9 protein-coding genes are annotated in these 12,989 nt (G+C 62.2%); 7 read left to right on the top strand and 2 right to left on the bottom strand.

Annotation, left to right across the window (positions count from 1 at the left end):
• The first annotated feature begins 54 nt into the window (after positions 1 to 54).
• The gene (locus HX814_RS30050) at positions 55 to 2,757 is read left to right on the top strand and encodes a [protein-PII] uridylyltransferase (protein ID WP_003219334.1); all 2,703 of its coding nucleotides are present in this window, start codon (positions 55 to 57) and stop codon (positions 2,755 to 2,757) included.
• Between the two features lie 46 nt (positions 2,758 to 2,803).
• Entirely contained in the window at positions 2,804 to 4,003 is a 1,200-nt protein-coding gene (dapC, locus tag HX814_RS30045; RefSeq protein WP_008432243.1) for a succinyldiaminopimelate transaminase, read from the top strand.
• A gap of 120 nt (positions 4,004 to 4,123) precedes the next feature.
• On the opposite strand, the gene HX814_RS30040 is transcribed toward dapC, so the two are convergent.
• Complete coding sequence (locus HX814_RS30040) at positions 4,124 to 5,767, bottom strand: Na+/H+ antiporter (RefSeq protein ID WP_003219338.1); 1,644 nt, start codon at positions 5,765 to 5,767, stop codon at positions 4,124 to 4,126.
• Positions 5,768 to 5,980: 213 nt separating this feature from the next.
• On the opposite strand from HX814_RS30040, the gene HX814_RS30035 reads away from it, so the two are divergent.
• From HX814_RS30035 to HX814_RS30020, 4 genes are all read left to right on the top strand, one after another.
• On the top strand, positions 5,981 to 6,343 hold the full coding sequence (locus tag HX814_RS30035; protein ID WP_003219341.1) for an ArsC family reductase: 363 nt from the start codon (positions 5,981 to 5,983) through the stop codon (positions 6,341 to 6,343).
• A gap of 33 nt (positions 6,344 to 6,376) precedes the next feature.
• On the top strand, positions 6,377 to 7,411 hold the full coding sequence (gene dapD / locus HX814_RS30030) for a 2,3,4,5-tetrahydropyridine-2,6-dicarboxylate N-succinyltransferase (protein ID WP_003219342.1): 1,035 nt from the start codon (positions 6,377 to 6,379) through the stop codon (positions 7,409 to 7,411).
• A gap of 69 nt (positions 7,412 to 7,480) precedes the next feature.
• Positions 7,481 to 8,686 (top strand): aminotransferase class V-fold PLP-dependent enzyme, encoded by a 1,206-nt coding sequence (locus tag HX814_RS30025; RefSeq protein WP_177008893.1) that lies wholly within the window; start codon positions 7,481 to 7,483, stop codon positions 8,684 to 8,686.
• Complete coding sequence (locus HX814_RS30020; RefSeq protein WP_003219344.1) at positions 8,683 to 9,096, top strand: SufE family protein; 414 nt, start codon at positions 8,683 to 8,685, stop codon at positions 9,094 to 9,096. Before HX814_RS30025 ends, HX814_RS30020 begins: the two co-directional genes overlap by 4 nt.
• Positions 9,097 to 9,213: 117 nt before the next feature.
• Here HX814_RS30020 and tcdA read toward each other — a convergent pair whose 3' ends face one another.
• Positions 9,214 to 10,023 carry a tRNA cyclic N6-threonylcarbamoyladenosine(37) synthase TcdA gene (gene tcdA / locus HX814_RS30015; RefSeq protein WP_177008892.1) on the bottom strand — a complete coding sequence of 270 codons (810 nt, stop codon included), beginning with the start codon at positions 10,021 to 10,023 and terminating at the stop codon, positions 9,214 to 9,216.
• Between the two features lie 219 nt (positions 10,024 to 10,242).
• Between tcdA and HX814_RS30010 the strand changes: the two genes are divergently transcribed.
• Positions 10,243 to 12,834 (top strand): glycosyltransferase, encoded by a 2,592-nt coding sequence (locus HX814_RS30010; protein ID WP_003219347.1) that lies wholly within the window; start codon positions 10,243 to 10,245, stop codon positions 12,832 to 12,834.
• Positions 12,835 to 12,989: the final 155 nt, after the last annotated feature.

Raw genomic sequence — 12,989 nt, 5'->3', positions numbered from 1 at the left:
ACCGGTTTTCTAATAGCGACGCTGTGACCCATAGATAGAAAGGAAAACCGATCGATGCCCCAGGTGGATCCCGAACTCTTCGACCGTGGCCAGTTCCAGGCGGAACTGGCACTGAAGGCCAGCCCCATCGCCGCCTTCAAGAAGGCCATTCGTCAGGCCCGCGAGGTGCTCGACGGGCGCTTCCGCACGGGCCGCGATATCCGCCGGCTGATCGAGGACCGCGCCTGGTTCGTCGACAACATCCTGCAAAAGGCCTGGGAACAGTTCAGCTGGAGTGAAGACGCCGATATCGCCCTGGTGGCGGTCGGCGGCTACGGCCGTGGCGAACTGCACCCCTACTCCGACATCGACCTGCTGATCTTGCTGGACAGCGCCGATCACGAGATCTTTCGCGACTCCATCGAGCGTTTTCTGACGCTGTTGTGGGACATCGGCCTGGAAGTCGGCCAAAGCGTACGCTCGGTGGACGAGTGTGCCCAGGAAGCCCGCGCCGACCTGACGGTGATCACCAACCTGATGGAAAGCCGCACCATCGCCGGCCCCGAGCGCCTGCGCCAGCGCATGCTGGAAGTCACCAGCACCGCGCACATGTGGCCGAGCAAGGACTTCTTCCTGGCCAAGCGTGCCGAGCAGAAAGCCCGGCACCACAAGTACAACGACACCGAATACAACTTGGAACCCAACGTCAAAGGCTCCCCGGGCGGGCTGCGGGACATCCAGACGATTTTGTGGGTCGCCCGTCGCCAGTACGGCACCCTGAACCTGCGCGCCCTGGCCGGGGAAGGCTTCCTGGTGGAGAGCGAAAACGCCCTGCTGGCCTCCTCCCAGGAATTCCTCTGGAAAGTGCGCTACGCGCTGCACATGCTGGCCGGGCGCTCCGAAGACCGCCTGCTGTTCGACCACCAGCGCTCCATCGCCACCCTGCTGGGGTTTGAAGGCGAAGACGCGAAGACCAGCATCGAAAGTTTCATGCAGCAGTACTACCGCGTGGTGATGAGCATTGCCCAGCTCAGCGACCTGATCATCCAGCACTTCGAAGAAGTGATCCTGGCCCCGGAAGACGAAGCACCGCCGCAGCCGATCAACGCGCGCTTCCAGCTCCACGATGGCTATATCGAGGCACGCAACGACAACGTGTTCAAACGCACGCCGTTCGCCATGCTGGAAATCTTCGTGTTGATGGCCCAGCAGCCGGAAATCAAGGGCGTACGCGCCGACACCATTCGCCTGCTGCGGGAAAACCGTCACCTGATCGACGACGATTTCCGCCACGACATCCGCAATACCAGCCTGTTTATCGAGCTGTTCAAGTGCAAGATCGGCATCCACCGCAACCTGCGGCGCATGAACCGCTACGGGATCCTGGGGCGCTACCTGCCGGAGTTCGGCTTTATCGTCGGGCAGATGCAGCACGACCTGTTCCACATCTACACGGTGGACGCCCACACCCTGAACCTGATCAAGCACCTGCGTAAGTTGCAGTACACCCAGGTGTCAGAGAAATTCCCGCTGGCCAGCAAGCTCATGGCGCGTCTGCCCAAGCCGGAATTGATCTACCTCGCCGGCCTGTACCACGACATCGGCAAGGGCCGGCATGGTGATCACTCGGAAATTGGCGCAGTGGACGCCGAAGCGTTCTGCCAGCGTCACCAGTTGCCGCTGTGGGACAGCCGCCTGATCGTGTGGCTGGTGCAGAACCACCTGGTGATGTCCACCACCGCCCAGCGCAAGGACTTGTCCGACCCGCAGGTGATCCACGATTTTGCCCAGGCCGTCGGCGATGAAACCCGCCTCGACTACCTGTACGTGCTCACCGTGTCCGACATCAACGCCACCAACCCGACGCTGTGGAACTCCTGGCGCGCCAGCCTGTTGCGCCAGCTCTACACCGAGACCAAGCGCGCGCTGCGTCGCGGCCTCGAGAACCCGGTGGACCGCGAAGAACAGATCCGCCGCACCCAAAGCGCGGCCCTGGATATTCTGGTGCGTGGCGGCAATGACCCGGACGACGTCGAGCAACTCTGGTCGCAACTGGGAGACGACTACTTCCTGCGCCACACCGCCGGCGACGTGGCCTGGCACAGCGACGCGATCCTGCAGCAGCCGGCCGATGGCGGCCCACTGGTGCTGATCAAGGAAACCACCCAGCGCGAGTTCGAGGGTGGCACCCAGATCTTCATCTACGCGCCCGACCAGCACGACTTCTTCGCCGTGACCGTGGCGGCGATGGACCAGCTCAACCTGAACATTCACGACGCCCGGGTCATCACCTCCAGCAGCCAGTTCACCCTCGACACCTACATCGTGCTCGACACAGAAGGCGAGTCCATCGGCGACAACCCGGAGCGGGTGAAAAAGATCCGCAAAGGCCTCACCGACGCGCTGCGCAATCCTGACGACTACCCGACCATCATCCAGCGTCGGGTGCCGCGCCAGCTCAAGCACTTTGCTTTTGCCCCCGAGGTGACCATCCACAACGACGCCCAGCGCCCGGTGACGGTACTGGAACTCAGCGCGCCGGACCGCCCGGGCCTGCTGGCACGGATCGGCACGATATTCCTGGAGTTCGACCTGTCGTTGCAGAACGCCAAGATTGCGACCCTGGGCGAGCGGGTGGAAGACGTGTTCTTCATTACCGATGCCGACAACCAGCCGCTTTCCGACCCTGAACTGTGCCGACGCTTGCAGGAAGCCATCGTCCAGCAGTTGAGCGTCAATCAGGAGACCGGCGTCGAGATGTCACGCTTGAGCATCTGACCGACCGCCCATTTTCAGCTTCCAATGAATTGAACGAGATTTATCGATGAACAACGCCCTGAACCAGCTGCAGCCCTACCCGTTCGAGAAATTGCGCGTCCTGCTGGGCAGCGTCACGCCGAACCCGGACAAACGCCCCATCGCCCTGTCCATCGGTGAGCCGAAGCACAAATCCCCGCAGTTTGTCGCCGAGGCGCTGGCCAACAACCTGGACCAGATGGCGGTGTACCCCACCACCCTGGGCATTCCCGCCCTGCGCGAAGCCATTGGCGCCTGGTGTGAACGCCGTTTCAGCGTGCCCAAGGGCTGGCTTGACCCGGCGCGCAACATCCTGCCGGTGAACGGCACCCGTGAAGCGCTGTTCGCCTTCACCCAGACCGTGGTAAACCGCGGCGACGACGCGCTGGTGGTCAGCCCGAACCCGTTCTACCAGATCTACGAAGGGGCTGCGTTCCTCGCCGGGGCCAAGCCGCATTACCTGCCGTGCCTGGATGAAAACGGCTTCAACCCGGATTTCGACGCCGTATCGCCGGACATCTGGAAACGCTGCCAGATCCTGTTCCTGTGCTCGCCAGGCAACCCCACCGGTGCACTGATTCCCGTCGCCACCCTGAAAAAGCTGATCGCCCTGGCCGACGAATACGACTTCGTGATCGCCGCCGACGAGTGCTACAGCGAGCTGTACTTCGACGAACAAACCCCGCCGCCAGGCCTGCTCAGCGCCTGCGTGGAACTGGGCCGCCAGGACTTCAAGCGTTGCGTGGTGTTCCACAGCCTGTCCAAGCGCTCCAACCTGCCGGGCCTGCGTTCGGGCTTTGTGGCCGGCGATGCCGATATCCTCAAGGGCTTCCTGCTGTACCGCACCTACCACGGTTGCGCGATGCCGGTGCAAACCCAACTGGCGAGCATTGCTGCCTGGCAGGACGAAGCCCACGTGCAGGCCAACCGTGACCTGTACCGGGAGAAGTTCGATGCGGTGCTGGCGATCCTGAAGCCGGTGCTGGACGTGCAAAACCCGGACGGCGGCTTCTACCTGTGGCCGAATGTGAAGGGCGACGATGCGGCGTTCTGCCGGGACTTGTTCGTGGAAGAACACGTGACCGTGGTACCGGGCTCGTACCTGTCGCGGGAAGTGGACGGGGTCAACCCGGGCGCCGGGCGTGTACGCCTGGCGCTGGTCGCGCCGCTGGCGGAGTGCGTGGAAGCGGCGACGCGGATTCGCGACTTTATTACCCGCAATAAATAACTGCGCTGAATGTGGCGAGGGAGCTTGCTCCCGCTGGAGTGCGCAGCGCTCCCGCTTTTTTGGGGCCGCTACCCAGCCCAGCGGGAGCAAGCTCCCTCGCCACAAGCAAGCACCGCGGTGTTATTTGATATGACCCAGATTCGCCTCGCTCATATCCAGATCCGCCAACACCTCCCGTAGCACATCATCACCAATCTGATGGTGACGGCTCAGGCTATACAGTTCCAGACGCTGCGCCCGCAGGGCCTTGAGCCGCAACTTGCGCTCCAGTTGATCCATCTGCAACGCCAGCGCCTGGGCTTCGGCCGAATCGTTGAACACTTCCAGTTGATGACGATACTCCGACATCAACCGCGCCTTGAGCTCGGTGGCCAAGGCTGCCTGGGCGGCATCCTGGGGTGCAGCTTCAGCGGGTTCTTCGGCTTCCAGGGCATGGATAGCAGCCACGGCGGTCTTCTTCCAGGCCTCGCGCACTTCATTGTGGCGTTTCTCATCCGGGCTCTTCTCGATGCCGCGCAACAGCAGCGGCAAAGCGATGCAGGCCGCGACCAACGACAGCAGGATCACACCGGCGGCGATGAAGATCAGCAGGTCGCGCTCGGGAAAATCCTGCCCCGGCGCAAGCAGTAACGGTACCGACATCACACCCGCCAGGGTCACGGCACCGCGTACGCCACCGACGGTCAGCAACCAGCAGGACCGCGCGGTGGGCACCAGCGTCAGCTCACTTTTCCCACGAATCCGGCGCAATAAACCCGACAGTCGCCAGATGCTTTGCACCCAGATAAACCGCAACACCACCAGCACCAGGAAAATCGCGATCACGTCCAGGCAGCGATACAACAAGGTCGGCCACAGCGTCGGCTCATGGCTGACCACCGCCTTGATGATGTCCGGCAGTTGCAGGCCCAGCAGCAGGAAGATCAAGCCGTTGAACGCAAACTCCAGCAGCGACCAGACGCTGCGGTTGAGCAACCGGGTGCTGGTCTGGCGCGGCAGCAGGTCGAGCCAGCTTTGCATCATGCCCGCAGCCACCGCCGACAGGATGCCCGATGCGCCAAGGCGTTCCGCCAGCACGTAGGCGGCGAATGGCAGCAACAACATGAACACCACGTGCGTCGCCGGGTCGTCCCAGCCCCGGGCGATCATCCAGGCACGCAGGCGGCCGACCAGCCAGCTCAACGCCACACCGACCGCCAGCCCACCCACGGCCACCAGCACAAAGGTGAGGCTCGCATCCGCCAGCGAGAACACGCCGGTCAGCGCCGCCGCCAAGGCGAACTTGAAGGTCACCAGGCCCGAGGCATCATTCATCAACGCCTCGCCCTGGAGCATGTGCATCAGTGGCGTCGGCAAGCGGTTCTGGGAAATGGCCGACACCGCCACGGCATCCGTCGGCGACAACACGGCCGCCAGGGCGAAGGCCACCGGCAGGGGAATACTCGGCAACAACCAGTGAATGAAGTAACCGGCACCCACCACTGTAAACAGCACCAACCCCACCGCCAGCGTCAGGATCGGCCCGCGCAGGCGCCACAATTCACGCTTGGGCATGCGCCAGCCATCAGAGAACAGCAGCGGCGGCAGAAACAGGAAAAGAAACAACTCAGGGTCCAGGGCGACATGCAGCCCCAGGGTCGGCCAGGCCAGCAACGCACCGGCGGCGATCTGCACCAGTGGCAACGGCAGTGGGATCACACGCCCGACAAGGCGCGAAACGCTGACCAGCATCAGCAGGATAAGTACGGTGTAGGCGGTTTGCATAACGCGGGATTCCCAGACAATCAACTTGCAACAACACACATCAGGCAACAACTCGCCGTTGAAGTGCCATATTAGCCGCCTATGCTGCGCGATGGCCTTTGCACAAAAGTCGCACACGAGCAAAACGTAAGTGTGACGAGCGGCGCCGAAAGCCGCTGGCCATGGCATAATCCGTGACCTTTAATCTGCGTGAGCCCAAAGGGGGGCAATTCCTTGACCGCTTCAAGCAAAACGTTGCACCTTTTCGGCATCAAAGCCTGCGACACCATGAAAAAGGCGCGCACCTGGCTCGATGAGCACGCTATCCAGTATGAGTTTCATGACTACAAGACGGCCGGTATCGACCGCGAACACTTGACCCAATGGTGCAATGAGCACGGTTGGCAGGTGGTTTTGAACCGTGCGGGCACCACCTTTCGCAAACTCGAAGACGAACGCAAAGCCGATCTCGACCAAGCGAAAGCCATTGAATTGATGCTCGCGCAACCCTCGATGATCAAGCGCCCGGTGCTTGATCTCGGTGACAAAACCCTGATTGGCTTCAAGCCAGATAGCTATTCGGCGGCCCTCAAGTAGGCCAGCCCACTCCATTTTTGTAGAGGTAACAGCATGTCCAATTCCCTGTTCAGCCTGGGCTTCGGCGTCGGCACTCAGAACCGCCAAGGTGCTTGGCTGGAAGTGTTTTACGCACAACCGCTGCTCAATCCATCGGCTGAAATCATCGCGGCCATCGCGCCGATCCTCGGTTACACCGAAGGCAACCAGGCGATCACTTTCACCGTCACCCAGGCCCTGCAACTGGCTGACGCGCTCAAGGGCGTCGACGCTGCCCAAGCCGCCCTGTTGAGCCGCCTGGCTGAAAGCCACACGCCGCTGGTCGCCACCCTGCTGGCCGAAGACGCCGCACTGACCTCCACGCCTGAGGCCTACCTCAAGCTGCACCTGCTGTCCCATCGCCTGGTCAAGCCTCACGGCCTGAGCCTGGCCGGTGTGTTCCCGCAGTTGCCGAACGTGGCCTGGACCAGCCAGGGCGCAATCGACATCAATGAGCTGGCCGAGCGTCAACTGGAAGCGCGCCTGCGTGGCGACCTGCTGGAAGTGTTCTCGGTGGACAAGTTCCCGAAGATGACCGACTACGTGGTGCCGAGCGGCGTGCGTATCGCTGATGCCGCGCGGATCCGCCTGGGCGCCTACGTAGGCGAAGGCACCACCGTGATGCACGAAGGTTTCGTCAACTTCAACGCCGGTACCGAAGGCCCGGGCATGATCGAAGGCCGCGTGTCGGCTGGCGTGTTCGTCGGCAAGGGCTCGGACCTGGGCGGCGGTTGCTCCACCATGGGCACCCTGTCGGGTGGCGGCAACATCGTGATCAAGGTCGGCGAAGGCTGCCTGATCGGCGCCAACGCCGGTATCGGTATCCCGTTGGGCGACCGCAACACCGTGGAGTCGGGCCTGTACGTGACCGCCGGCACCAAGGTTGCGCTGCTGGACGAGCAGAACCAGCTGGTCAAGGTGGTCAAGGCCCGCGAGCTGGCCGGCCAACCGGACCTGCTGTTCCGCCGCAACTCCGAGACCGGTGCCGTGGAGTGCAAAACCCACAAATCGGCCATCGAACTGAACGCAGCGCTGCACGCTCACAACTAAGCAGCGACTCGATGCCACTAACGGCCCGCGCCTGACCGGTGCGGGCCGTTTATACGAGTCTTGATCACCATGCTTGTGCCCTCTCCCTGGCGCGCCGATTTTCCGGCCATCGCCACCCTGCAACGGCAAGACCAGACCTATCTGGACAACGCCGCCACCACGCAAAAACCTCAAGCCCTGCTGGACGCCATCAGCCATTACTACGCCAATGGCGCAGCCAATGTGCACCGTGCACAGCACTTGCCGGGCGCCCATGCGACCCAGGCTTTCGAGGACAGTCGCAGCAAGGTGGCACAGTGGCTGAACGTCGGTGACGAGGGGCAAATCATCTTCACCCACGGCGCGACATCGGCGCTGAACCTCCTGGCTTATGGCCTTGAGCACCTATTCAACCCGGGCGACGAGATTGTCATCAGCGCCCTGGAGCACCACGCCAACCTGCTGCCGTGGCAGCAACTGGCCAAGCGTCGCGGGCTGGCGCTGGTGGTACTGCCGCTTGACGCTGGCGGCTTGATCGACCTGCAAGCCGCCGCCCAACTGATCGGCCCGCGCACCCGCCTGCTGGCGGTGAGCCAACTGTCCAACGTACTTGGCGCCTGGCAGCCGTTGCCGCAACTGCTGGCGCTGGCCAAGGCCCACGATGCACTGACGGTGGTCGATGGCGCCCAGGGCATCGTGCATGGTCGCCATGATATGCAGGCCCTGGGCTGCGACTTCTACGTGTTTTCCAGCCATAAACTCTATGGGCCGGACGGCGTCGGCGTGCTGTATGGCCGCACCGAAGCCCTGCATCACCTGCGCCACTGGCAGTTTGGGGGCGAGATGGTGCAGCAGGCTGATTATCAAAGCGCCAGTTTCCGCCCGGCGCCCCTCGGTTTCGAAGCCGGGACTCCGCCGATCGCCAGCGTGATCGGCCTGGGGGCAACCCTGGATTACCTGAGTTCCCTGGACCAGCAGGCGGTGACGGCTCACGAAGCCGCCCTGCACGACTACCTGTTGCGTGGCTTGCAAGCGCGCAATGGCGTGCGCTTGCTGGGGTCGCCGCACGTCGCCCTGGCCAGCTTCGTGGTGGAAGGCGTGCACAACGCCGACCTCGCCCACTTGCTGACCGAACAAGGGATTGCGGTGCGCGCCGGCCATCATTGTGCGATGCCGCTGCTCAAGCAGATGGGATTGTCGGGGGCGATTCGGGTGTCATTGGCGCTGTACAACGACTCCGATGACCTGGAGCGCTTTTTTGAAGCGCTGGATCAAGCCCTGGATATGTTGCGATGAGCTTGCCGACTGAGGCCGTAGTCGCGCTGGAAGCGTTCCAGGCGGTCGGCAGTTGGGAGCAACGAGCCCGCCTGCTGATGCAATGGGGCGAGCGGCTGCCCGCCTTGCCGGACGAAGACAAGGTAGACGTCAACCTGGTGCAGGGCTGTGAAAGCCTGGTGTGGCTGGTGGGGCGCTTGCAGGATGGGCATTGGCAGTTTGCCGCCAGCAGCGATGCACGGCTGATACGCGGGCTGGTGGCGTTGTTGCTGGCGCGGGTCAACGGTGTGTCTGCCGCCGAACTGCAAGCCGTCGACTTGCCCGGCTGGTTTGAACAACTGGGCCTGTCGCGGCAGTTATCGCCGTCGCGCAGCAATGGGTTGAATGCCGTGCTTCAGCGGATGCGGGAGTTGAGCCTTATACAAAACTAAATGTGGGAGCGGGCTTGCTCGCGAAGGCGGCGTGTCAGTCACCGGAGATGTCGACTGATACACCGCTTTCGCGAGCAAGCCCGCTCCCACATTTTGATCTTCATTCCAGACTGAGATCTAAGGGGCCTTGACCCTGTCAGCAGGCCGGCGCACCCCGGCCACTATCTTGTCCACCGCCTTGGTCGCGGCCACCATGCCGAAGGTCGCAGTCACCATCATCACCGCGCCAAACCCGCCGGCACAGTCCAGCTTCACGCCATCCCCGACAAAACTCTTCTGCAAACAGATGCTGCCGTCCGGCTTCGGGTAACGCAGCTGTTCGGTGGAGAACACGCAGGGCACGCTGTAGTGGCGGGTCACAGTGCGGGAGAAGCCATAGTCGCGACGCAACGTGGAGCGCACCTTCGACGCCAGCGGGTCATTGAACGTACGGTTCAAGTCACACACCTGAATCAACGTCGGATCAATCTGCCCGCCCGCGCCGCCGGTGGTGATGATCTGGATCTTGCGCCGCTTGCACCAGGCAATCAGTGCGGCCTTGGCGTTCACACTGTCGATGCAGTCGATCACACAGTCGATGTTCGGCGTGATGTACTCGGCCATCGTCTCGCGGGTCACGAAATCCGCCACCGCGTGCACGGTGCAATCCGGGTTGATGCCTTTCAGGCGCTCGGCCATGACCTCGACCTTGGCCTTGCCCACCGTGCTGTCCAGCGCATGCAACTGACGGTTGCTGTTGCTGACGCATACATCATCGAGGTCAAACAGCGAAATCTCGCCCACGCCGCAGCGAGCGATGGCTTCCGCCGCCCACGAACCCACCCCGCCCACGCCGACGATGGCCACATGGGCCGCCTTCAGGCGCTCCAGGCCTTCAATGCCATACAAGCGGGCGACGCCGGTAAACCGTGGATCTTCTGTACTCATGACCATTACCCCAAAAACCGGCGCGCATTATAGGGCTACACAGCGACAAGTTTTAAACTACAAGCTACAAGTAAGAGAACTTACGACGAGTTGCACTGCCCAATGTCCGGTTTTTCCCGGCTTGCTGTACGGTCGGTGAAAGGCCAGTGTAGGATGCGCGCCGTTCGGCGCAGGCCGACACCTCTTTTCGTTCCACACCCTTTGGAACCCGAAATAGCCATGTCATCGCGTAAATTTGGACTCAACCTGGTGGTGGTGCTGGCAATCGCCGCGCTGTTCACCGGCTTCTGGGCGCTGATCAACCGCCCGGTCAATGCCCCTAACTGGCCCGAGCAGATCTCCGGTTTTTCGTACTCGCCGTTCCAGCAAGGCCAGTACCCACAGAAAGACCAGTATCCGACCGACGATCAAATGCGTCAGGACCTTGCGATCATGAGCAAGCTGACGGACAACATCCGTACCTACTCGGTCGACGGCACCCTGGGGGATATCCCCAAGCTGGCGGAAGAATTCGGCCTGCGGGTGACCCTGGGGATCTGGATCAGTCCGGACCTTGAGCGCAACGAGCGCGAGATCCAGCGCGCCATCGAAATCGCCAACAGCTCCCGCAGCGTAGTGCGGGTAGTGGTGGGCAACGAGGCGCTGTTCCGCGAGGAAATCACTCCGGAAGCGCTGATCGTGCTGCTGGATCGGGTACGGGCCGCCGTCAAGGTGCCCGTAACCACCTCCGAGCAATGGCACATCTGGGAACACAACCCGCAACTGGCCAAGCACGTCGACCTGATCGCCGCGCACATCCTGCCGTACTGGGAACATATCCCGGTGGACAAGGCCGGCCAGTTCGTCCTCGATCGCGCACGGGACCTGAAGAAGACCTTCCCGAAAAAGCCGCTGTTGCTGTCGGAGGTTGGCTGGCCGAGCAACGGCCGGATGCGTGGCGGTGCTGACGCCTCCCCCGCCGACCAAGCGATTTACCTGCGCACGCTGGTTAACACGCTGAACCGCCAGGGCTACAACTACTTCGTGATCGAAGCGTTTGACCAGCCATGGAAAGCCAGCGACGAAGGCTCTGTAGGGGCCTATTGGGGCGTGTTCAACGCCGCACGCCAGCAGAAATTCAACTTTGATGGCCCGGTGGTCGCGATTCCGCAATGGCGAGTGCTGGCGATCGGCTCGGTGGTGCTTGCGCTGCTGTCCCTGACCCTGCTGATGATCGACGGCTCGGCCCTGCGCCAGCGCGGCCGTACGTTCCTGACCTTTATCGCGTTCCTGTGCGGGTCGGTATTGGTGTGGATCGGTTATGACTACAGCCAGCAATACAGCACCTGGTTCAGCTTGACGGTGGGCTTCCTGCTGGCACTCGGCGCCCTGGGCGTATTTATCGTGTTGCTGACTGAAGCCCATGAGCTGGCCGAAGCAGTCTGGACCCACAAACGCCGGCGTGAATTCCTGCCGGTTGAAGGGGATTCGGACTACCGCCCGAAAGTCTCGATCCACGTGCCGTGCTACAACGAGCCGCCGGAGATGGTCAAACAGACCCTCGACGCCCTGGCCGCCCTCGATTATCCGGACTACGAAGTCCTGATCATCGACAACAACACCAAGGACCCGGCCGTGTGGGAGCCGGTGCGCGACTACTGCGAAACCCTCGGCCCGCGCTTCAAGTTCTTCCACGTCTCGCCCCTGGCCGGTTTCAAGGGCGGCGCACTGAACTACCTGATCCCGCACACCGCCAAGGATGCCGAAGTGATCGCGGTGATCGACTCCGATTACTGCGTGTCGCCAAACTGGCTCAAGCACATGGTGCCGCACTTCGCCGACCCGAAAATCGCCGTGGTGCAGTCGCCACAGGATTATCGTGACCAGAACGAAAGCACCTTCAAGAAGCTCTGCTACGCGGAATACAAAGGCTTCTTCCATATCGGCATGGTCACCCGCAACGACCGTGACGCGATCATCCAGCACGGCACCATGACCATGACCCGTCGCTCGGTGCTGGAAGAGCTGGGCTGGGCCGACTGGTGCATCTGTGAGGATGCCGAGCTGGGCCTGCGGGTCTTCGAGAAGGGCCTGTCGGCGGCGTACTACCACGACAGCTACGGCAAGGGCCTGATGCCCGATACCTTTATCGACTTCAAGAAACAGCGTTTCCGCTGGGCCTACGGCGCGATCCAGATCATCAAGCGTCACACTGCGAGCCTCTTGCGCGGCAAGGACACCGAGCTGACCCGTGGCCAGCGCTACCACTTCCTCGCGGGGTGGTTGCCGTGGGTGGCCGACGGCATGAACATCTTCTTCACCGTGGGCGCCTTGTTGTGGTCGGCGGCGATGATTATCGTGCCGACGCGGGTTGACCCGCCGCTGCTGATTTTCGCGATCCCGCCACTGGCGTTGTTCGTGTTCAAGGTCGGCAAGATCATCTTCCTCTACCGTCGTGCGGTGGGTGTGAACCTGAAAGATGCGTTCTGCGCGGCACTGGCCGGGCTGGCGTTGTCGCACACCATCGCCAAGGCGGTGCTGTACGGGTTCTTCACCACCAGCATTCCGTTCTTCCGTACACCGAAGAATGCCGATAACCACGGTTTCTGGGTGGCGATTTCCGAAGCCCGGGAAGAGATGTTCATCATGCTGCTGTTGTGGGGTGCGGCACTGGGGATTTACCTGGTGCAGGGCCTGCCGAGCAATGACATGCGCTTCTGGGTGGTGATGTTGCTGGTGCAGTCGCTGCCGTATGTGGCGGCGCTGATCATGGCGTTCCTGTCGTCGCTGCCGAAACCGGCACCGAAGCAAGAGCCTGTGGCCGCTGCTTAAAATCCTGCGCAATGCACTAAACGGCGGCCTCTGGCCGCCGTTTTGCTATAAGATAACGGCCATTTTGTGAGACTTGGCCCAGGCCATTGCTTTGTGTGGGAGCGGGCTTGCTCTCGAATGCGCCGGGTCAGTTCATACATTGTTGACTGACACTC

It is taken from the genome of Pseudomonas sp. C8002 (assembly GCF_013385765.1).
Lineage (GTDB): Bacteria > Pseudomonadota > Gammaproteobacteria > Pseudomonadales > Pseudomonadaceae > Aquipseudomonas.
Note: the sequence above shows the minus strand (reverse complement) of the source record. Positions and strands in the feature narration are given on the sequence as shown.